The organism is Sphingomonas sp. UBA978, from assembly GCF_002292295.1.
Lineage (GTDB): Bacteria > Pseudomonadota > Alphaproteobacteria > Sphingomonadales > Sphingomonadaceae > Sphingomonas.
In genome coordinates this window covers 228,320-250,095 of the sequence record NZ_DBBS01000005.1, presented here as the reverse complement: position 1 = coordinate 250,095, position 21,776 = coordinate 228,320, and the positions used below count along the sequence as shown (strand labels likewise).

Annotated in this window: 16 protein-coding genes; 9 read left to right on the top strand and 7 right to left on the bottom strand. The window is 71.0% G+C overall.

Annotation, left to right across the window (positions count from 1 at the left end; genetic code table 11):
• Positions 1 to 147: 147 nt before the first annotated feature.
• A complete protein-coding gene (locus B2515_RS02820) occupies positions 148 to 1,443 on the top strand; it encodes a glycoside hydrolase family 28 protein (RefSeq protein WP_293873415.1) in 1,296 nt (431 codons plus the stop codon).
• A complete protein-coding gene (locus tag B2515_RS02815) occupies positions 1,440 to 4,064 on the top strand; it encodes a glycosyl hydrolase (RefSeq protein ID WP_293873413.1) in 2,625 nt (874 codons plus the stop codon). The genes B2515_RS02820 and B2515_RS02815 overlap by 4 nt, the downstream gene beginning before the upstream one ends.
• On the opposite strand, the gene B2515_RS02810 is transcribed toward B2515_RS02815, so the two are convergent.
• On the bottom strand, positions 4,042 to 4,881 hold the full coding sequence (locus B2515_RS02810) for an amidohydrolase family protein (RefSeq protein WP_293873411.1): 840 nt from the start codon (positions 4,879 to 4,881) through the stop codon (positions 4,042 to 4,044). The two genes, B2515_RS02815 and B2515_RS02810, sit on opposite strands and share 23 nt — an antisense overlap.
• Positions 4,882 to 4,946: 65 nt before the next feature.
• On the opposite strand from B2515_RS02810, the gene pelA reads away from it, so the two are divergent.
• Positions 4,947 to 6,251, top strand: coding sequence for a pectate lyase (gene pelA / locus B2515_RS02805; protein WP_293873409.1), 1,305 nt, complete (start codon positions 4,947 to 4,949; stop codon positions 6,249 to 6,251).
• A 157-nt stretch (positions 6,252 to 6,408) separates the two neighbouring features.
• Here the strand turns inward: pelA and B2515_RS02800 are convergent, their stop codons facing one another.
• Genes B2515_RS02800 through B2515_RS02780 form a run of 5 tightly spaced genes read right to left on the bottom strand, consistent with a single transcriptional unit; the run spans position 6,409 to position 13,810 of the window.
• On the bottom strand, positions 6,409 to 9,729 hold the full coding sequence (locus tag B2515_RS02800; protein WP_293873406.1) for a DUF4450 domain-containing protein: 3,321 nt from the start codon (positions 9,727 to 9,729) through the stop codon (positions 6,409 to 6,411).
• Positions 9,726 to 10,988, bottom strand: coding sequence for an L-fucose:H+ symporter permease (gene fucP / locus B2515_RS02795; protein WP_293873403.1), 1,263 nt, complete (start codon positions 10,986 to 10,988; stop codon positions 9,726 to 9,728). Before fucP ends, B2515_RS02800 begins: the two co-directional genes overlap by 4 nt.
• 13 nt (positions 10,989 to 11,001) lie before the next feature.
• Positions 11,002 to 11,778: an SDR family oxidoreductase gene (locus tag B2515_RS02790; protein ID WP_293873400.1), complete on the bottom strand. Its 777-nt coding sequence runs from the start codon at positions 11,776 to 11,778 to the stop codon at positions 11,002 to 11,004.
• Positions 11,775 to 13,070 carry an L-fuconate dehydratase gene (locus B2515_RS02785; RefSeq protein WP_293873397.1) on the bottom strand — a complete coding sequence of 432 codons (1,296 nt, stop codon included), beginning with the start codon at positions 13,068 to 13,070 and terminating at the stop codon, positions 11,775 to 11,777. Before B2515_RS02785 ends, B2515_RS02790 begins: the two co-directional genes overlap by 4 nt.
• Positions 13,067 to 13,810, bottom strand: coding sequence for an SDR family oxidoreductase (locus B2515_RS02780; protein WP_293873394.1), 744 nt, complete (start codon positions 13,808 to 13,810; stop codon positions 13,067 to 13,069). The genes B2515_RS02785 and B2515_RS02780 overlap by 4 nt, the downstream gene beginning before the upstream one ends.
• A 109-nt stretch (positions 13,811 to 13,919) precedes the next feature.
• Between B2515_RS02780 and B2515_RS02775 the strand changes: the two genes are divergently transcribed.
• The 6 genes from B2515_RS02775 to B2515_RS02750 all read left to right on the top strand — a co-directional run bounded on the left by B2515_RS02775 (position 13,920) and on the right by B2515_RS02750 (position 18,978).
• Complete coding sequence (locus B2515_RS02775) at positions 13,920 to 14,735, top strand: IclR family transcriptional regulator (protein WP_293873391.1); 816 nt, start codon at positions 13,920 to 13,922, stop codon at positions 14,733 to 14,735.
• A gap of 390 nt (positions 14,736 to 15,125) precedes the next feature.
• A complete protein-coding gene (locus B2515_RS02770; protein ID WP_293873388.1) occupies positions 15,126 to 15,659 on the top strand; it encodes a hypothetical protein in 534 nt (177 codons plus the stop codon).
• A gap of 58 nt (positions 15,660 to 15,717) precedes the next feature.
• Positions 15,718 to 16,767, top strand: a complete 1,050-nt coding sequence (locus B2515_RS02765; protein WP_293873385.1) for a glycosyltransferase — start codon at positions 15,718 to 15,720, stop codon at positions 16,765 to 16,767.
• 5 nt (positions 16,768 to 16,772) lie between these two features.
• Positions 16,773 to 17,753 (top strand): acyl-CoA dehydrogenase, encoded by a 981-nt coding sequence (locus tag B2515_RS02760; RefSeq protein ID WP_293873525.1) that lies wholly within the window; start codon positions 16,773 to 16,775, stop codon positions 17,751 to 17,753.
• Positions 17,750 to 18,403 carry a PIG-L deacetylase family protein gene (locus B2515_RS02755; RefSeq protein ID WP_293873382.1) on the top strand — a complete coding sequence of 218 codons (654 nt, stop codon included), beginning with the start codon at positions 17,750 to 17,752 and terminating at the stop codon, positions 18,401 to 18,403. Before B2515_RS02760 ends, B2515_RS02755 begins: the two co-directional genes overlap by 4 nt.
• Positions 18,400 to 18,978, top strand: a complete 579-nt coding sequence (locus tag B2515_RS02750; RefSeq protein ID WP_293873379.1) for a class I SAM-dependent methyltransferase — start codon at positions 18,400 to 18,402, stop codon at positions 18,976 to 18,978. Before B2515_RS02755 ends, B2515_RS02750 begins: the two co-directional genes overlap by 4 nt.
• Here B2515_RS02750 and B2515_RS02745 read toward each other — a convergent pair.
• Entirely contained in the window at positions 18,975 to 21,722 is a 2,748-nt protein-coding gene (locus tag B2515_RS02745; protein ID WP_293873376.1) for a M14 family metallopeptidase, read from the bottom strand. The two genes, B2515_RS02750 and B2515_RS02745, sit on opposite strands and share 4 nt — an antisense overlap.
• Positions 21,723 to 21,776 lie beyond the last annotated feature (54 nt).

The following is a 21,776-nucleotide window of genomic DNA, read 5'->3' as shown; positions in this document are numbered from 1 at the left end:
CGCCACGACCTTCCTACCCTGGAAGTCCTGGCTGTCGGGGTTTGACGATCCCGACAGCCTATTTTCAATCACATACCTTGCGGCGGAACGGCATCTGCGGGAGCCTGCCACGCCGTATCGGATCACCCGATCGCACCACAGGACATCATGACCCAGCGCACCTTCTGCCGCCGGTCGGCAACCGCAGCGATCCTCGCCACCCCCGTCTGCGCCGCCATCAGTGCGCCCGTGCCGAAGCGGAGCCGGTCGATCCGCGACGGCGGCGCGGTCGCCGACGGCACGACGATCAACACCCGCGCGATCCAATCGGTGATCGACGCGCTGGCCCGTGCCGGCGGCGGCACCATGGTCGTGCCGCGCGGCGTGTTCCTAAGCGGTGCGCTGTTCCTCAAGCCCGGCGTGCATCTGCATCTGGAGGCGGGCGCGGTACTGCGCTGCACGACCGACATGACGCAATTCCCGCCGCAGCGGACCCGGATCGAGGGGCATTTCGAGGAACGCTTCACGCCCGCGCTTATCAACGCGGTCGCCTGCGACGGGCTGCGCATCACCGGCGCGGGCACGCTGGACGGCGCCGGCCGGCCGATCTGGGACCTGTTCTGGCGGCTGCGCAACGCCGCACCCGACCCGGGCAACTTCCCCAACCTCGGCGTGCCGCGCGCGCGCCTCGCGCTGATCGAACGGTCGCGCGGAGTGACGATCGAGGGCGTCACCTTCAAGGATTCGCAATTCTGGAACCTGCATCTCTACCGTTGCCGCGACGTTACCGTCCGGCGTGCGCGGTTCGAGGTGCCGGACGATTACAAGCAGGCGCCGAGCAGCGACGGCATCGACCTCGACAGCTGTCAGGACGTGCTGATCGACGGTTGCGATTTCTCGGTGACCGACGATTGCATCGCCGCCAAGGGATCGAAGGGACCGCGTGCGCTCGACGACACCAGCAGCCCCCCGGTCGAGCGTATCCGCGTCCGCAACTGCCTGTTCCGCCGTGGGCATCAGGTCTTCTCCTGCGGCAGCGAGGCGACGATCGTGCGCGACGTGCTGGTCGAGGATTGCCGGGTGACCGGCGCGATGGTGCTCGCCCGGCTGAAGCTGCGCCCGGATACGCCGCAGCGGTACGAGCGCATCCGCTTCCGCAACATCACGCTCGACAGCGATGGCGGATCGATCGTCGCGATCGAGCCCTGGACGCAATATCGCGACCGGACCGGCGCACCGCCGCTGTCGCAGGTCGATGACGTCTCCTTCATGGACATCCGCGGCCGGTTCGGCGCGTTCGGCACGATCCGCCCCAACCCGGGCCAGACCAGCATCGGCACCATCCTGTTCCGCGACGTGGACGTGCGCCTTGCCCGCGAGCGACTGGCCGCGACCGGCGTGCGCGACCTGCGGTTCGACCGGGTGACCGTCAACGGGCAGGCGCAGCGGAGCCCCGCCGCGTGAGGCGGCTCGCGCTGGCCCTCGCCGCCGCGTCGCTGGCGGCGCCGACTGTCGGCCAGACGCGCCCGGACGGCGATGCCGCGCTGTGGCAGCGGTTCGAAACCCCGCCCGCCGATGCGCGGCCGATGGTGCGCTGGTGGTGGTTCGGCCCGTCGGTGGACGCTGCCGAACTGTCGCGCGAGATCACGGCGATGAAGGCGGGCGGCTTCGGCGGGTTCGAGGTGCAGCCGACCTATCCGCTGGCGCTCGACGGGCAGCAGGAGGGGCTGCGCAACACGCTATATCTGTCCGATCCCTTCATCGCATCGCTGCGCCACGCCGGTGAGCGTGCGCGGGCGGAGGGGATGCGGATCGACGTGACGATCGGCAGCGGCTGGCCTTTCGGCGGGCCGCACGTCCCGATCGGCGAGGCCTCCTCCGCGCTGCGCCGCGTCAGCGTCGCGGTGCCCGCAGGTGCCGACCGGATCGTCCTGCCCGCACGGGGGCCGGGCGAGACACCGGTCGCCCTCGTTCTGGACGGCCGGCGCCTCTCCCTCACCGCACCGGCCATCGCGCCCGCGGCGGCCGCGCGCGAGGCCTGGCTCTTCGTCGCAGGGCGTACCGGCCAGCAGGTCAAGCGTCCGGCCATCGGGGCGGAGGGCTTCGTCCTCGACCATGCCAGCGCGACCGCGGTCCGCCGTCACCTGACAGAGGTCGGCGACCGGCTGCTCACCGCCTTCGCCGGCGCTCCCCCGCCGACCGCGATGTTCTCGGACAGTCTGGAGGCCTATGGCGCCGGCTGGACCGACGATCTGCCCGCCGAATTCCGTCGCCGGCGTGGGTATGACCTGCTCGATCGTCTGCCCGCGCTGTTCGAGGACCGGCCCGACAGCGCGGACGTCCGCTACGATTGGGCGCGGACACTGTCGGAACTGGTCGACGAACGCTATCTGCGGCCGATCACCGACTGGGCGCATGCGCACGGCACGCGCTTCCGCGCGCAGGTCTATGGTTTCCCGCCACTGACGCTGTCGAGCAACGCCCTGGTCGATCTGCCCGAGGGGGAGGGGGCCGCCTGGCGGCGGTTCAGCTCGACGCGCTGGGCGACGTCGGCGGCGCATCTGTACGACCGACCGGTGGTGTCGTCGGAAACCTGGACGTGGCTGCATTCGCCGACCTGGGCTGCGACCCCGCTCGACATGAAGGTCGAGGCGGACCGGCATTTCCTACAGGGCGTCAACCAGTTGGTCGGTCATGGCTGGCCCTATTCGCCGCCCGGTATCGCCAAACCCGGATGGGCCTTTTATGCGGCGGCGGCGCTGAACGATCACAATCCGTGGTATCCGGCGATGCCCGCGGTCACGCGCTATCTCGCGCGGGTCAGCGCGATGCTGCGCGAGGGCGTCGCCGACCCAGATGTCGCGATCTATCTGCCGACCGAGGATGCGTTCGCGGCGATGCGGCCGGCCCGCGCGTCGCTGAACGAGGCGATCCGCGCCCGCCTCGACCCCGCGCTCGTCGATCGGGTGCTCGACGCCGGCCATGGGGTCGATTTCATCGACGGCGCGGCGGTGCTGGCGGGCAAGCTGCGACACCGTGTCCTGATCCTGCCGCAGATCGAACGGATCGATCCCGCCGCCTATCGCCCGATCGCGGCCTATGCCGCGCGCGGCGGCGTCGTCATCGCGCTCGGCGCGCTGCCGGGCCGCGGTGTCGGCCTGCGCGAGGCGGCGGCCGGCACCCGCAGCGTCGCCGCGACGACGCGCATGTTGCAGGGAAGGGTCCGCGTCGTGGCGCCCAATCGCTTGCCAACGGTGCTGGCCGAAGGCGCGACGCCGACGATGGCGCTCGCCCGTCCCGATCCCGCGATCGGCTTCGTCCGCCGGCGCCTTGCCGCAGGCGATCTCTATTTCGTCGCGAACACCGGCGCGACCGCGATCGAAACCAGCGCGCGTTTCGTCGGCGATACCGGCAGCGGCCAATGGTGGGACCCGGTCACTGGCGAGCGAAGCTCCGCCGGCACCGGCTCGATCGCGATCCGCCTCGCCCCCTATCAGTCGCGCGTGCTCGTTTTCGGCGGGTCGATGGCGACGGCCGCTGCCCGGACGGCTGCTACCCGGACGGCCGTGGTTCGCGACCTGTCGACCGGCTGGCGCACGTCGGCGGGCACCGGATTGCAGCCCGGCCGGTCGTGGGATCGGGTCGTGGGCCTCGCCGACTATTCCGGTGCGATCACCTATACGCGCGACCTCGACGTCGCCGCACCGCCGCCGGGGGACGGACGGCTGCTTCTTGATTTCGGCGAAGCGACACCACGGGCAGGGGGGGCGCCCGACCGACCGGTCGCAGCGCTCGCAGCGCCGGTCCGGGACGCCGCGATCGTCCGCGTGAACGGCCGGCCGGCGGGCACGCTCTGGACCGCGCCGTGGCGGGTCGACGTCACCGGCTTGCTGACGCGCGGGCGCAACCGCGTCGAGGTGACGGTGATGAACACCGCGCTGAACGCGCTTGCCGCGCGGCCTGCGCCCGACCGTCGGCTGCTGGTGGCGCGCTACGGCGACCGCTTCCAGGATCAGGATCAGGACAAGGTCGCCGCACAGCCTTCGGGCCTGCTTGGCCGGGTCACCTTGCTGGAGGCGCGCTAGATGGCAGGCGATAGGCATCTCGCGCCGCGCCCTCGAACACGGACGGCGTCTGCGCCGGTGTGGTCGCGGCCACGATCGTCCGTGCGAACGCCAGCCAGTCGCCGTGGCGCGCCCCCGACAGCCGCAGCACCGGCCAGTCGCCGCCCCACATCACGCGTCCCGGAAAGCTGTGCAGCAGATGCTCGACGTATATCCTGACCGCGTCGCGGTCGGCGCCGGGCGCCTGCTCCGTCCACAGGCCGGACAGCTTGCACCAAAGGTTGGGCAAGCGGCCGAGCGCCGCGATGCCGGCCCGCCAGTCCGCATCGCCGCTGCCGCCGATCGCGGGCTTGGCGCCATGGTCGACGACGATGCGCAATGCCGGATGGCGCTCCGCCAGTTCGAGGAGAACGCCCAGATGCCGGGGCTGGACGAGGGCGTCGAAGGAGAGGCCATGCAACTTCATCGCGGCGAGGGCGGGCTGGAGCGCATCGCCCAGTATCCAGCGCGGATCGGCGATGGCCTGCAGCATCGGGCGCAATCCGACGAGGCCCGGGCGGGCGGCGTAGCGCGCGACCTGAGCCGCGGCATCGGCCGCGTCGAGCGGCAGCCAGCCGACGACGCCGACGATGCGCGGATCGCGCGCGGCAAGATCGAGCAGCCAGTCCGTCTCGCGGGAATCGGGCTGCGCCTGGACGAGGATCACGCCGTCGATCGCCGGATCGAGGTCCGACAGATCGGCGAGGCCATAGGCGCGATGGATCGCGGGCAGGTCGGCGCCCGGCCATTGGTGGAACGCCATCGCCGGCGACCAGAGGTGGACATGGCTGTCGATCACGCGCGTCTCCGTCTCCCCGATTGCAGCCTCTTAGCATCCGGCATCGCCCATAGTGGAGAGCGACCATGACCAAGACGACATCCGCAACCATCCTGCTCGGTACGGCCTCCTGCCTTGCCGTCCTCCACCCCGTGCCGGCACAGGCGAAGGTCGTCGGCATGAACCAGCCGGCCGAGAGCGTGACGGCGACGCGGATCGCCGCACTGCCGCCGTCGCAGCGCGGCGTCTGGACGGCCTATCTCGCGCGGTCGCAGGCCGCGATGCGTACCGACAAGGCAAGGCTCACCGCCGAGCGCAAACCGGGTATGGCCATCCCGCCGGCACCCGGGACGGGCAATGGCGTGCTGACCATGCCGCTCGACCGTCCGGCCGACTGGTATGCCGGTGCCGAAGCGCGGCGCATCGCCGATACGATCGTCAGCTTCCAGACCCCGGCGGGCGGCTGGGGAAAGAACCAGCCGCGCGGGGCCGTGCGCCTGCCCGGGCAGGCCTATGTCTCGAACAATTCGAATGCGGCGGCCCGGCCGGGCGATTTCGATCCGTCGCTCAGCTGGCATTATGTCGGCACGATCGACAATGACGCGACCACGCACGAGATCCGGTTCCTTGCAAAGGTCGCCACCGGGTTGGGGCGGGGAGCGGCGGCGACGCCCTATCGCGAAAGCGCGCAGCGGGGCGTGCGCTATCTGCTCGACGCGCAATATCCCAACGGCGGCTGGCCGCAGGTCTGGCCGCTCGAGGGGGGCTATCACGACGCGATCACGCTGAACGACAATGCGATGGCGCAGGTGCTCGACCTGCTGACCGACGTCGCCGGCGGGCAGGGCGATTTCGCGGTCATACCGGACGCGATGCGGTCGCAGGCGCGGGCGGCGGCGGCGCGGGGTGTTGCTTGCATCCTGGCCATGCAGGTTGTGCGCGACGGGCGGCGGACGGGTTGGGGGCAGCAGCATGATGCGCTGACGCTGGCGATCACCTCGGCGCGCAACTATGAACCCGCCGCCCTCGCCGCGCCGGAAAGCGCCGCCGTGCTCCGGTATCTGATGGGCCTGCCGCGCCGGAACGCCGCCGTAGAGACGGCGATCGGCGCAGCGGCGGACTGGCTGCGGACCAGCGCCATCTATGGCCAGGCGTGGCGCGATGCGAACGACGGACTGGGCCGGCGCCTCATCGCGGACCCGGCCGCACCACTGTTGTGGGCGCGCTTCTATACCGTCGACCGCAACCAGCCGCTGTTCGGCGACCGCGACAAGACGCTCCACGACGATTACATGGAGCTGAGCACGGGCCGCCGCCGCGGCTATGCGTGGTTCGGCACCGGCCCGGGCGCGGTGCTCGCCGCGTACGATGCGCGCGCCGGAACGCGGTAGGGCCAATCGACATGCAGCCCTGACGGCCTGCAAACGGCGGTTTCGCGCGCTTCCGGTGCTCACGTACCGATAGTAGGCTGCGCTCCGGATCACGCAAAACCACCGTTTTCGGCACGTCATCTTCTGAATGTCGATCGGCCCCAGGCGTCTTCGCCGGTCAGCGCCCCTCTTCCTCGATCGTCGCGGCGAGCAGGCCGACGACGACGTCGTTGGCGCGGGCGCGGACGGTGAGCGAGCGGAGCGGCCGGCGCGGGTCGAGCGGCAGGCCGAGCACGGTCGCCGCGCCCCCCTCGACCTGCTCGACGCTTGCCCCGCCGGTGCGGACCCGCCCGGTCGCCAGATCGACGCGCAGCGGACGGGGGCCGGGGACGCGGAACTGGTAATCGTCGATCAGATAGTCGCGCTCGATCGGCCACCAGGTCGTCGGATTGCGCAGCGCCAGCCGCGCGGTGCCGCCGTCGGCATAGGTGACGACGACCTCGCCATTGTCGATGCGGCTCTGCATCGGGTTGGTCGAGCCCGTCATCAGCAGGCGCAGGAACCGGCCGCGACCGGTCAGCGGCACCGTCCGGCTGTCGGGATAGGCATCCCATTGCGAAACGAACAGTGCATTGGGGCCCTCCGCCGGCGTCCGGAAGCCGCCGCCGTCGGGCAGGCGGAACCAGCCGTTCGCAGCCTTGGCGGCGCGCCGGAGTCCGCCGTCGTCGATCGTCGCGGTGGCATTCACATGGCCCGCCCATGCACCCAGACCCTGCGACGGCAGCGCGAGCGAGACGAAGGGCGACCGTGGGCCGCGATACTTGCCCGGCCGGAAGATCGCATCGATCCGATCGTTGAACGCGCCCGACAGGTCGACGGCGCGTTGCGGGCCGACCGGCACGCGATCGACCACGAGCGGCGGCGCGACCGGTGCGACCGGCGCGCCGGCCGGCGACCACCAGCGCATCGCCCCCTGCCGCTTGGCGACCAGCTGCGCACCGCCCGGGGCTACGGGCGCGATGCTGCGCCCCGACCAGTGCACGACGACGTCCGCGCTCGCCCCGAACGCGGTATCGACCAGGATTGCGGGCGCCCCCACCGCGTCGGAATCGCGCGTCCAATGCGCAGGCTTGCCGTTCACCGTTACCGCGGTAACGCCGTCGCGCCGGGCGACCAGTCGCAGCTGCACCTGCGCGAACCGCGTACCGGTCTGCCGCACCGTCCAGCGCTCGCGGTTCCCCTCCCGGCGGAACGCGATGTCCAAGTCGGGATGGTGCAGTTCGGCATGGTCCCAGTCGCCCGGCAAGCCCGGCCGCAGCGTCAGCCGCTGCGCCAGCGCGTCAGGAGCAATCCCGAACAATCCCTCCACGATCATCCGCCCCATCACCCCCGATCCATCGGCGAAGTCGCGCTGCGCCTCGCGCCGATAGACGTCGAGATAGTTCATCGATCCGACGTTGCCGGGGCTGATCCCCATATACATGCTGGCGAGCAGCGCCGCCTTGGCGAGCGTATAGGCCTCGTCGGCGCGGCCCGCCTGCCACAGCGCCAGCGCACTATGCAGGTTCTCGCCCATCACGACGTTGTTGACCGACCAGCTGTAGGGCATCCAGTCGCTGGACGGATAGACGCCATAGGGCCGGTCGGCGGGAACGCCGGGACCTTTCACCGGGATCAGCGGCAGGTCGCGCGCCATCGCATCCGCCATCCGCCACGCCTCGCGCGGCGTCGGCACGCCGGAATCCACGACATGGTAGAAGCTCCACAGCCCGGCGCTGGGGTGGACCGCGCGGGCGCCCAGCCAGTCGCGATATTCCGCGAACCGGCCCGCGTCGGGCAGCCACAATTCGGCGCGCATCGCCCGGCCGATCAACGCCGCCTCGCGGTCGTAGGGTGCGGGATCCTCGCCGATCAGGCGCGCGATCTGCGCCGCCTGCCGGTTGTGGTAGAGATTGTAGGCGGAGGCATAGGCGACGCCGCCACCCGCATAATGGATGTCGTCGCTCGCCCAGATCTGCGCATAAGCTTCGTACAGCGGTAGCCGCTCCGCGCCGAAGGGCCGGCGGAACAGCCGCTGCTGCCACGCCAGATGCCGCCGGATCGCCGGCCAGGCTTCGCGGGCGAAACCGATGTCCCCGGTCCAGGCGAGATGCCGGAACAGCGCGTCGATGAAGACGGCGTTCATGTCGTAATGCGAATTCGACAGGTCGCCGTTCGAATGCAGCCCCGCCTCGCTGCGCGCGAGGTTGCTGGCGGCATCGGGGGGCGGCAGCGTCGGTGGTACGGGCTCGACGTTCTGGCGCGGCAGCCACGCGCGGAAGTTTGCGCGGGCGCGATCGTGCCAGCCGAGCGCGTCGAGAACATAGGGGCCGCGCCAGCCGAGCAGCCTGGTGCGCCACGCCACCGCGCCGTGCATGATCGCGGCCTGCGGTGCGTCCCACACCGCGTCGGCCGCGACGTTGAGCGCGCCGACACTGGCGTCGAGCCAGGGATCGGGCGTGACGATTCGCACCCGGCCGCGCAGCGTATCGAAATGCGCGCGCGCCGCTTCGAACGCCGCAGGCAGGGTCGCGGCGGCATAGGGGGCTGCGAGCGAGGGCAGGGGCGGTGTCGCGCGCCGGTCGGCGCTGACCGCCGCATAGGTCGCGAGATCGGCGGTCGCCTTGGCGGCATAGGCCGTGCGCTGGAGCAGCAGATACGCATCGCCGTCGAGACCGAGCGTGCCGATCGCGACCGGCCGGTCCGGCGTGGCACCGGCGCGGCGCGGGGCGAACAAGGACGCGGGATCGTCCCAGCCCGCGGCATCGGCGACGCCGGTGACGGTGCCGTTCCGCACCGTGCCGGTGATCGTGCCGGGAGGTCCCGCGATGGCGAAGCGGTCGCGCCCGGCCACGCTGACGGTGTTGCGTTCCGCCAACGCGGGGCGGAAGCCGAACCATTCGCTGATCGGCACCTTCTCGGTGCCGATGTCGCCGTCGCGCTTGCCGCGCTGGCCGTCGACCCCGCCGAACGCCCAGACGAGCGTCGTGCCGGGCATTACGCCAGCCCCCCGCGCGCGTACCGCGACGCCCTCCGTCGCGGCGAGCGCCACCACCGTCAGCGCGATCTCGCCGCCCAGCCGCGGATCGGCGATCCGATAGTCGAGCTCGCCGGGACGGTAGCGCGTGGTGATCGATCGCGCGTCGTGCAGCCACCAGCTCCGGCCGTCACGTCCCCGCACCGCGAAGCGCAGATTGCCGCCGCGCCCGGGCAAATACAGGACGAACTCCGGCCGGTCGCCACCGTCGGCGCGGAAGGCGGTGTTGTTGCCGTAGAGCGACCGGTTGAACCGTTCGCGACCGTTTTCGATCACGAAGGCGTCGCCATCGGGGCGGTAGCGGACGGGGCGGTCGAGCCGGCCCTTGATGTTGGGCTGTACGCCCTCTGTCGCGACCAACGTTTGCGCGGCCACGATCGGCGACCAGGCCAGCGCGAGCAGCAGCAGGGGGGCTTTCCTCATGGACGCGGCTCCCGCGCCCAGCGCGCGAAGACGGCGATGACGACGAAGGCCGCGGCGGGGACGAGCATCGCCGCGGTGATGCCGACGCGGTCCGACAGCCAGCCCATCGCCGCGGTCAGCAGCGCGCCGCCGATGATCGCCATGATGAGCAGCGACGCGCCGGCCCGGCGCAGCGGCCCCAGCCCCTCGACCCCCAGCGCGAAGATCGTCGGGAACTGGATCGACATGAAGAAGCTGGTGCCGACCAGCGCATACAGGCCCCATCGCCCGCCCACGGTCGCGGCGACGACGGTCAGTGCCACCGCCACGCCCGCGAACAGCGCCAGCATCGTCGCCGGGCGCACCCGCGCCATCATCGCGGTGCCGGCGAAGCGACCGGCCGCGAACAGCAGCAGCGACACGAACAGCGCATCGGCGGCGGCGCGTTCGTCCATCCCGGCGACATTGGCCTGCGCGTAGCGGATGGTGAAGCTCCACATCCCCACCTGCGCGCCGACGTAAAGCAATTGGGCGGCGGCGGCGAAGATCAGGCGCGGCTGGCGGGCGGCGGTGCGCAACCCTGCCCATGAGGCGGTCGGCGGCGCATCGGCATCGCCCGGTGGAAAGCGCAGACAGGCCGCGACCGCCGCGAAGGCCAGCACGACGCACCCGATGACGAGGTAGGGCGCCTGCACCGCGCGCACCTCCATGCCGTAATAGGCGAGCCGCTCGCCTGCGGTCATCGCGGCGAGGGCGGCGTCGTCATGCTCGATGCCCGACAGGATGAAGTTGCGGCCGATCAGGATGCCGGCGATCGCGCCGACGGGATTGGCAGCCTGCGCCCAGTTGAGACGGCGCGCGGCGCCGGCGGCATCGCCCAGCTCCGTCATCAGCGGGTTCGCCGCGGTTTCGAGGAACGCCAGTCCGGACGCGATGACGAACAGGGCCAGCAGGAACAGGGCGTAGAGGCTGCCCTCCGCCGCCGGATAGAAGAGCAGCGCGCCGCAGCCGTAGAGGATCAGGCCGAGGACGATCGCCGCCTTGTACCCGCGCGCGCTCATCAGCATCGCCGCGGGGATCGCGAACAGGAAATAGCCGAAATAGAAGACCTGCTGGACGAAGCTGGTGCCGAAGTCCGACAGGGTGAACGCCTTCCTGAACTGCGCGATCAGGATGTCGTTGAGGTTGTTTGCCATGCCCCAGAGGAAGAACAGGCTGACGGTCAGCAGGATGGCGGCGGTGTAGCGGGGGCGGGTTTGCGGCGCGGGAGCGGTCGGCATGGCGTGGCGGGTCCTAGCTGAGCGCGCGGTCGAGGTGCGTGTAGCCGCCGTCGGGCACGATCCACTGTCCGGTGGTGTGCGAGGCGCGGTCCGACAGCAGGAAGACGACCGTGTCGGCGATCTCGCGATCGGTCGTCATGCGCCGGCCGAGCGGGATGCGGTCCGATATGCGGGCGAGCTGCGCCGCGGGGTCGTCGGTCGTCTCGATCCAGCGCCGGTAAAGCGGTGTCATCACCTCGGCCGGCAGCACCGCGTTGACGCGGATGCCGTCCCCCGCCAGCGCCGCCGCCCATTCGCGGGTCAGGCCGAGCTGCCCCGCCTTCGCCGCGGCATAGCCGCTGGTCCCGCCCTGGCCGGTCAGCGCGACCTTGGACGAGATGTTGACGATCGATCCGCGCGCCGCGCGCAGATGCGGCAGACAGTGATGCGCCATGCCGTAGCAATGGATCAGATTGGCGCGCAGCGAGGCGACGAACGCCTCCACTCCCGCGTCCAGTCCGACATTGTCGTTCGCCCCGGCATTGTTGACCAGCGCGTCGACGCGGCCGAACCGCCCGACGACCTGGTCGACCGCGCGGGCGCAGGCGGCATCGTCCTCCAGCTCGACTCGAACGAACATATGGAGCGGCTGAACTGCCGTCAGCGCGGCGGCGAACGCCGGGTCGGGCGGGCTGCGGCCGAGCACCGCCGGGATCGCGCCCTCCTCGGCGAGCACGGTCGAGATCGCGCGGCCGATCCCCGCGCCGCCGCCGGTAACGACGACGACCTTGCCGGCCAGTCCCAGCTTCATGCCGCGGCCGCCGGCGGCGGTGCGAAACGATAGCGATCGAGCGATCCGGGCTTCATCTCGATCGAGAAGCCCGGCCGCGTCGGCGGCATGTAGGCGGCGTTCCGGACGATGCAGGGATCGACGAAATGTTCGTGCAGATGATCGACATATTCCGCCACGCGCCCCTCCATCGTTCCCGACACCACGACATAGTCGATCATCGAAAGATGTTGGACATATTCGCACAATCCGACGCCGCCGGCATGCGGACATACGGGCAGGTCGTATTTCGCCGCGAGCAGCAGCACGGCGAGCACCTCGTTGACGCCGCCCAGCCGGCAGGCGTCGATCTGCACCACGTCGATCGCGCCGGCCGCCATGAACTGTTTGAACATGATGCGGTTCTGGCACATCTCGCCGGTGGCGACCTTGACCGCGCCGATGCCGCGGCGGATCGCGGCATGGCCTAGCACGTCGTCGGGACTGGTCGGCTCCTCGATGAACCACGGGTCGGCGAAGGCGAGCGCGCGGACCCAGTCGATCGCTTCGGCGACCTCCCAATTCTGGTTGGCGTCGATCATCAGCCGCACGTCCGGCCCCGCCGCCTCGCGCGCGATGGTCAGGCGGCGGATATCGTCGTCGAGGTCGCGCCCGACCTTCAGCTTGACGTGGCGGAAGCCGGCATCGACCGATTCGCGCACCAGCCGCCGGAGCGTGTCGTCGGCATAGCCGAGCCAGCCCGCCGAGGTCGTGTAGCAGGGGTAGCCCTGCGCCTCGAGGGTCGCGATCCGCCCTGCCTTGCCGTCCGCCCTGGCGCGCAGCAGCGCCAGCGCCTCGTCGGGGGTGATGCAATCGGTCAGGTAGCGGAAGTCGATCGCGCGGACGAATTCCTCGGGGGTGAAATCGGCGACGAGCCGCCAGAGCGGCTTGCCCGCGTGCCGCGCCCACAGGTCCCACACCGCGTTGACGACCGCACCGGTGGCGAGGTGCATCGCGCCCTTGTCGGGGCCGATCCAGCGCAACTGGCTGTCCGCGGTCATGTGCCGCCAGAAGCGGCCGGGGTCGGCGACGATCCAGTCGAGGTCGAGCCCGACCACCAGATGGCGCATCGCCTCGATCGCGGCGACGCACACCTCGTTGCCGCGGCCGATGGTGAAGGTCAGCCCGTGGCCCTCCAGCCCCGGTCGGTCGGTGTCGAGCACGACATAGGCGGCGGAATAATCGGGATCGGGGTTCATCGCATCCGATCCGGCGAGCGAATCGCTCGTCGGGAAGCGGATGTCGTGCGTGCGCAGCCCGGTGATGCGCGTCACAACAGGCTCCAGCCGCCGTCGATCACCGCGGTGGTGCCGGTGGTGAAGCTGCTTTCGTCGGAGGCGAGGTGCAGCGCCAGCGCCGCGATTTCTCCGGCGCGGCCGAGGCGACCGACCGGCTGGCGCGCGGCGAAGGCGGCATGCGCGGCCGCCACGGTCACGCCGTCCCGTCCGGCGCGATCGCGCACCCGCGCCAGCAGCGACGGCGTCTCGACCGTGCCGGGACAGATGGCGTTGCAGCGGATGCCGTCGGCGACGAAATCCGCGGCGACCGCCTTGGTCATGCCGATCACCGCCGCCTTGGTCGTGCCATAGGCGAACCGGTCGGGCACGCCGATGATCGATGAGGCGACCGAGGCGATGTTGACGATCGAACCGCGCCGTTGGGCGATCATGCCGGGCAGATAGGCGCGGATGGTGCGGAACATCGCGGTGACGTTCAGCGCGAAGCTCATGTCCCAGTCCGCCGTCGTGCAATCGAGCGCGCTGCCGGCATGGACGATCCCCGCCGCATTCACCAGCACGTCGACTGGCCCCGTTCGATCCGGCAGCCGGTCGATGGCGTCATGGTCGAGCAGGTCGAATACGATCGGACGGGCGCTGTCCGCGAGCGACGCGGCATCGCGGTCCAGCGCGAAGACGCTCGCCCCCTCGCGTTCGCAGGCTTCCGCGATCGCCCGCCCGATGCCCTGGCCCGCCGCCGTCACGAGAACGCGCCTGCCCTCCAGTCGTCCGCCCATCCGCCCCACGATCTTTTTTGAAAGTTTGTTTTACAGGTGGAAATTAGCCCAGCGATCGGGTTTAGGCAAGCGCGCTTTTCAATCCGAAGCGGACGTGAGAAAACCGGGTATGACCGACAAGGGCACGAAATCGCGCAACTCCTACGCCGCGCCGGCACTGGAGCGGGGGTTCGACATTCTGGAATTGCTGGCGACCATGCCCGGCGGCCTCACCATCAGCGAGATCGCGCAGCATCTCGGCCGCTCGATGAGCGAGGTGTTTCGCGTCACGATCGTCATGGAACGGCGCGGCTGGCTGCGGAAGAGCGCGCAATCGGACCATTACAGCGTGTCCTACTGGATGCTCGACGTCGCCTATCGCGCGACGCCGGCGCAGTCGCTGGCGACGGTCGCCGCGCCGGTGATGCAGTCGCTCGCCGCCGCGACCAACCAGTCCTGCCATCTGGTGGTCCGCGCCGAGGGCCGCGGGCTGGTCATCCAGCGCAAGGAAAACCTCGGCCCCGCCGGTTTCGCGATGCGCGCCGGTGCGGTCATCGATCTCGTCACCAGCTGTTCGGGCCACGTCCTGCTCGCCTTCGCGGACGACGCGACGCGCGACGCGATCATGGCGGCGCAACCGGCGGAGGTAGTCGCGGCGATGCGCGCGCTCGCGCCGCAACTGGCGGTGGTGCGCGAGCGCGGCTACGAGACGAGCCCGAGCGCGCGTGCCGCGGGCGTCACCGATATCAGCGTGCCGATCTTCGAATTCGGCGGCGCGATCACCGCCGCGCTGACCATCCCCTATCTGGCGATGATCGACGGCTCGCAGCGGACCGACCTCGACCAGACGCGCGCGATGCTGGTGGCGGCGGGCGAATCCATCTCGGACAGGCTCGGCGCTTTCTCCGGACAGGGCCGTCAGACCGGTCCGGTCGACCCGGCCTAGGACCGATCGACATTCAGCCCTGACGGCCTGCAAACGGCGGTTTCGCGTGCTTCCGGTGCTCACGTACCGTTAGTACGCTGCGCTCCGGGTCACGCGAAACCACCGTTTTCGGCACGTCATCATCTGAATGTCGATCGGCCCTAGCAAATCGCGGTCGATTCCCCGTCCTCGCGTGGCGACTTTTGCCGCGCCGGACGTTGAGGGGGCGATGAGCATCCATTCCATGTCCCGCCGCGTCCCGATTGCCGGCGCCAACACCGCGGCGCGGTCGCCCGGCCGCGCCGGCGTTGCCGTGACCGTGGTCGAACGCGCGCGCGCCGTCCCCGACGGCGGCCGGACTGTCGACGTGGATGGATCGGGGTGCGCAGCGCCGCGCCGGGAGATTACGCCATGTTCGTGCTGATCGCCGCGGCCGCCATCGCCGGCATCGTCGCCGACCCGTCGCCCGCGGCGGTCACGCCGGGGACGGTCACCCTCCGCGCCGCCGCGTCCGCGCCACTGCCCGCGGAGACGCGGCAGGCGTTCGACGACGCCGTGCAGCGCGCGCTGCTGCAAGCCCGGTTCACGCCGCTGCCGGGGCAGGACCATGGCCGCTATATCGCGACGGTCGAGGTGACGCGCGCATCGCGCGGGGTCGTCACGTCCGACATCCCGGCCTCCTCCGCGCCGCTCGCCAGCCTGAACGGCAGCGTCAGCCTCGCGCTGCCGCCCGGCGGCGACCGGCTCAGCGACCTCGTCGCGACGACGCTGACGGTCGTGCTGTCGCGGCGCAGCGACGGCAAGGTGCTCTGGTCGGGGAGCGCGGTGACGGTGCGCGTCACGGGCACGCGGGCGGGCGCAATCCCGCTCGTCGCCGGGACGCTGGCCGATGCGGTGCTCGCGCGCTTTCCCGCGCAGGCCGACGGCCCGATCGCGATTCCATGACGACGCCACGTAAACTATTGCCAGATATCGATAATCTCTCCAGACCGTGGCGCGTTCAATGACCGGCCGGAGAATGACGCTGATCGACCCCTTGCCCGTGGTGATATGCGTCCCCGCGCGCAACGAGGCGCGGGCGCTGCCGGCGCTGCTCGACGCGCTCGCCGCGCTGGCGTGGGACCAGCCGGCCCCGACCGTGTGCCTCTATCTGGACGCCTGCACCGACGGCAGCGAGGCGGTGGTGCGATCGGCGGCGGCGGCGATGCCGTTCGCGTTGCGGATCGCGGTCGGGACGGATCGTCACCCCTCCAATGCCGGCGTCGCGCGGGCGGCGGCGATGGCGATGGGGCTGGACCATCTCGCCGGGGCGGAGGGCCTGCTGTTCACCACCGATGCCGACAGCCGGCCACGGCGCGACTGGATCGCGGCGGGGCGCGCGGCGCTGGCGCAGGCCGATGTCGCCGCCGGCCGGATCGCGCGCCGCAACGGCGCGGCGGATGCGGCGCAGTCGCGGATCGAACGGTATTACGACCGCCTTCACGCCTATCGCCGGCGGATCGACCCGGTGCCGTGGGAGGCGCGCGAGACGCATCATTTCAGCGGCGGCGCCAATCTGGCGATGCGATCCTCCGTCTATCAGGCGATCGGCGGGTTCCGGCCATTGCCCTTTGCCGAGGATGCGACGTTGCTCGACGATGCCGCGCGTGCCGGCTTCCGGGTGCGGCGCGACGGCGCGATGCTGGTCGAGACGTCGTCGCGGCGGCACGGCCGCGCACCGCTGGGTCTGGCGAGCGCATTGCGCGCGATGGACGACGGCGAGCCGCAGCGGGTCGCGCATCCCGACGCGATGGCGTGGCAGTGGCGCGAGCATGCCGCGATGCGCTTCGGCTTCGCGACGATCGCGGACGGCGCGGCGCGCGCAAGCCTCGCCGGGCGGCTGGGCCTGTCCGCCGACCATCTGCTCGGCGTTGCGCGCGACTGCCGCAATGCCGAGGCCTTTGCGATGCGGATCGTTCCCGCGCCGCCCGACGTGGGAACCCTGATGACATTGGCCCAGGCCGAAGACGCGCTGACCCTGCTGGAATCGCAATGGTGCGGGGCGGCGGCGTGACCGCGATGCGCAGCGCGTTGCGCGCCGCGATCGCCGACGCGGGCTGGGACCGGGCGCCGCCGCGCGACCCCGACGATGCGGCGGCATCGCTGGCGATCCTCACCCGGCTGTACGAGACGGGCCGGCGCGACCTGCCGCTCGGGCGCCTGCTCGAAGGGCATGTCGATGCGGTGCAGATCGCCCGGCGCTATGGCAGCGCGGCGCAGCGCGAGCGATTGCTCGCGGCGCTGGCGGCGGGCGCGACGCTCGGCGTGTGGAACGCGGCTATGCCCGACGGGCCGCTGCTCCTCGCCGACGGCATGCTGGACGGCGGCAAGAGCTATGCCTCGGGCGCCGGCGTGCTGACGCATGCGCTGGTGACCGCGCAGGCGCCGGACGGCACCCGCCTGCTGCTGCTCGACCTTGCGGCGGTGCCGCCCGCGATCGATCGCGACTGGTGGCGGACGACCGGCATGCAGCGGTCGGAAACGCATCGGGTACGCTGGACGGCGGCCGCGATCGACGACGATGCGACGATCGGCGCGGCCGACGATTATGCGCGCGAGCCGTTCTTCAGCGGCGGCGCGCTGCGCTTCGTCGCGGTCCATGCCGGCGGCATCGCCGGCCTGTGCGACCGCACGCGCGACCATCTGGTCGCGACCGGCCGCGCCGGCGACTCCTTCCAGTCCGCGCGCCTCGCCGAACTGTTCTGCCTGAGCGATGCCGCGGCGGGCATTGTCCGCCGCACCGCGACCGACTGGTTCGACGAGCGCACCGACGCGCGCCTCGTCCGGGTCGCGGCGAGCCGGCTCGCGGTCGCCGATGCCGCCGAACGCGCCATCGCGATCGCGCAGCAGGCGGTCGGGCTTGCCGGTCACTTCCTCGATCATCCGCTGTCGGCGATGCTCACCGATCTGTCAGTCTATTTGCGCCAGCCCGCGCCCGATGCGCAGCGGCTGCGCGTCGGCGCGGCGGTCGCGAGCGGGCAGCTCGCGCCATCGCTGTGACGCTCAGGCTGGGGCGGCCGCGCCATGCGGTCGTGGTCGCGCCGCACCCGGATGACGAGATCATCGGCGCGGCCGGTCTGATCGCGGCGCTGCGGCGGCGCGGCTGCCGGATCACGGTGGCGATCGTCAGCGACGGCGCCGCCTCGCATCCCGCCAGCCGCCGCTGGCCGCGCGCGCGGCTGGTCGCGGAACGCTACCGCGAATCGCGCCGCGCGCTGCGGCGTCTGGGGATCGCGGCGGGGGCGGTGCACTGTCTCGGCCTGCCCGACGGCGCGGTGGGGGGCGAGGTCGCCGGCTGCACCCGGGCGCTGCGCCGTATCGTGCGATCGGGTGCCGGTGCGGACCTGATCGTCGGCCCCGCCGCCGGCGATGCCCATCCCGACCATCAGGCGGTCGCCGCCGCGCTGTATTGCCTGCGCGGCGGCGCGCGGCGACTCGCCTATCAGGTGTGGCCGCCGCAGGCGCTGGCGCGCGGACGCGCGCGGACCGTGACGATGCGGGGCGGGTCGGCCGCCAAGCGCTCGCTGATCCGCGTCCACGCCACGCAACTCGGCGCGATCCGCGACGATCCGACGGGCTTCGCGATCGCCCGGCACGAGCTGGACGCGTTCAGCCATCCCCTCGAAGCCTTCGTGGAGGTTCGGCGATGACGGCGATCGACCTGAGCGGGTTTGCGGACAAGTTCGCGACCGACGACGATCCGTGGGGCACGTTCAGCAACCGGGACGAGGCGGTCAAGCGGCAGGCGATCCTGCACGCGCTGGGACCGGGGCCGGTCGGGCGCGTGCTCGAACTCGCCAGCGGCAATGGTTCGAACAGCGCCGCGCTCGCCCCGCGCGCGCTCCGGCTCGACGCGACCGAGGGGACGGAGGAGGGCAGGCGGCTGACCGCGGCGGCGATCGCGGGGCATAGCGGTGCGCGCGCGGTGCGGCTGGCGCTGCCTGCAGCGTTGCCGCGGCCGGTTTATGACGCGGTGATCGTCGCGGAACTGCTCTATTATCTGTCGCCGCGCGCGATGGCGCAGGTCGCTCGCGACGTGGCGGCCGCGCTGCGCCCCGGCGGCCGGCTGATCCTCGCGCACCACCGCATCGACTTCTACGACTTCGCGCAGCATGCGCGCGGCATCCAGACCCGCTTCCTGCGCGAGACGGGCCGGTCGTGGCAGGTCCGGCCGGTCCGCGCCCGGCGGCGGTGGCAGGTCGTGGTCGCCACCGCTACCGCCTAACGGCGACCGGCCGCGCCGCCATAGAGCAAGGCGTTGAACAGCAACGGGAAGGTGCCATAGGATTGCGCGCGCTGCGCGACCTCGGGCGCCATCAGGAACAGCTTGCCGCGTCCGACGTCGACGTCGGCGACGGCGATCGTCCCGGCGAGCTTTTCCTGCCCGACCGCCCAGCCGCTGCGCAGCGTGTCCCGCCCCTCGAACCAGGCGACGCTGGCATAGCCGGCGCCCGCCCCCGATGCCCGCGGCACGAACGGCTGCGACTGGTTGAAGAAGACGTCGACCCGGTCGGGCAGGCCGAAACCGAGCGGCTGGCGGGTGTCGACGCGGGCGCGCAGGATCGAGCCGGGGATGTAGAAGTTCTTCGTTTCCGGCATCTCCAGCTTGCCGTCGACCTCGCGGGTCAGCGCGGGCTTGAGCGGCGTTCCCATCAGGTCGGCGAAGCGCCCCGAGCTGCCGATCGCGACGACCGCGCCGCCGTTGCGCACGAAGGCGGTCACCGCCGGCGCCGTCTTCGCATCGGTGGTGAGACCGAGATGGTCGCGATATTCGGCGGGCGTGTCGTTGAGCGCGGGCTGGCGCGGCGCGCGGTCCGATCCCCACGCACCCGATGGCGCCATCGCATCGTCGGCGAACAGCAGGACGTCGAAATCCTTGCCGAGATCGCCGGCGTCGAGTCGCTTGGGAAAGACCTGCTGGAACGAAAATTCGAACTTTTCGAGGATGAAGCGCGTCCAGCCCGCCGACATCAGCCCGCCGTAGCGATCGACCAGCCCGATCCGCACCGGACGCAGGGCGATCGTCTCGCTCGCCGGTGCCGCATCGACCGCCGTGGCGTCGAGGCCGAGCTCCGCCACCGCGCGGCGCACGATCGCATCGCTGGTGGCGGAGGCGGGAATCCAGATCGCGCCGGGCGCGAAGGTTTCGCCTGCGACGGTGACGCCCGGCCTGATCCACGCGGCGCTCGCCCCCGCCTTCAGCAGGCGGTTGGTGAGGATGAAGCTGTTGGTGCTTTCATGCCCGACGATCCAGCCGGCGGTGCCGCTGCCCCGGATCGTCCCCGCCGGCGGCGCGGTGACGTCGGCGAGGGTCGAGAAGGTCCCGGTGACCGGATCGAGGCTGCGGTCGAAGGTGACGCCCATCTGATAGGCGAGCGTATAGCCGGTGACGTCATAGGGCGCCTTGGGCGGGCCGCCCGGGAATTCGGTGTCGTGGGGATGGTCCTGCGGCTCGAACATGTCGAGGATATGCGGGCGATAGGCTTGCGCGGTGCGGACCAGATACGATCCGGCGGGATAGGTGCGCCCGTTCGCCTGAAAGGCGGCGTCGGCGCGCTCGACCTCGACGCCGTTCTTGATGAGCGCGTTGAGGAAGGTGATCGTCGCGGGCATGTCGCGCTGCCGCGCTGGCAGGATATAGGCGCGCGCGTCGCGTTCGGCCGGCGCCTGCATCAGCGATGCGTAGAGCGCGGGGTCGACCTTCTTGGGGCCGCCCGGCCGCGCCTCGCCGTCTTTCGACGTGAGCGGGGCGGCATTGGCGAGCCGGTCGACCTTGGCCGGCGTGATCGTCCAGCTGTCGCGGCTGCCGCGTTCGATGCTGTTCGTCGCCATCCGCCACATGTTGAACAGCAGCCGTTCGCGGTTGCGCGCGGCATAGTCGATCACCGCGCGGTCGAGCGTCCATTGGTAATCGAGCGAATCCTGCAAATGCCACGCCCGCGGTGCGACCGGCAGCATCTCGTCGCCACGCGGCAGCTGCGTCGCGGGGACCAGCGGGATCTCGGTCGGCGTCGGCCCGCCGATGATCTCGGTCAGCAGCCCGATGCTGTTGTGGAAATAGGCGACCGAGCGCTCCATGCCGTTGTGCCACGTCGAATAGCGTGCGGCGCTGCGGCTGCCCGACCCCGCCTTGCCCTCCGCGATCAGCCGCGAATGCATCGCGAAGCCGACCTCGCTCAGCTGCGACATGACGATCGGGTCGTAGTTGAAGTTGAACGGATCGCGGAACGGCGGGACGAACACGACCATGCCCTCCGGCCCGGTCTGGTGCTGGTTGTAGACGATCTGTGGATAATATTGGCGGAACAGCACGCGGTTGACGTTCTCCGTCTCCGGCATCGCCGCCATGTAGCTGTCGCGGTTGTTATCGTGGCCGACATATTTCTGGTACAGCCGGGGCAGGGTGGCGAATTCGCGTGCCTTGGGATCGGCGTGGCGCATGTACCAGTTGCTGACCAGCTCCATCCCGTCCGGATTGTCGTGGCCGAACAGGATGATGCAGTCGTCGAGCAGCCGCATCGTCTCGGCGTCGGTCTGGCTGAGCATGCGGTGGAGCACCTGGATCTGCCCCTGCGAGGTCACCGTCTCGGTCGCGTGCATGCCGGCGTCGATCCAGACGATCGCCTTGCCCTCGGCGGACAGGCGGCGCGCTTCGGCCTCGTCGACGCCCTTGCCGCGCGCCAGCCGTGCCGCGATGTCGCGGAAATGGTCGAGCCGCGCGAGGTTCGCCGGCGACGACACGATCGCCATCCACTGCGTCCGCCCCTCTGCGGTGCGACCGATGTCGACCAGCCTGATGCGATCGGATTCGCCCGCCAGCCGCTGCAGATAGGCGGCATATTCGGTGTAGTTGGCGAGATAGTAATCGGTCCCCGGCGGCTGTTTGAAAAAGCGTTCGGGCGCGGTCTGGGCGTGGAGCGGCAGCGCCTGCAACAGCAGGGCGGTGGTGAGCAGCAGGCGACGCTTCATCGGGGGAGGCTCCGGAATGCGGGGAATACGGGAAAGGCGAAGCCGGCGACGCGC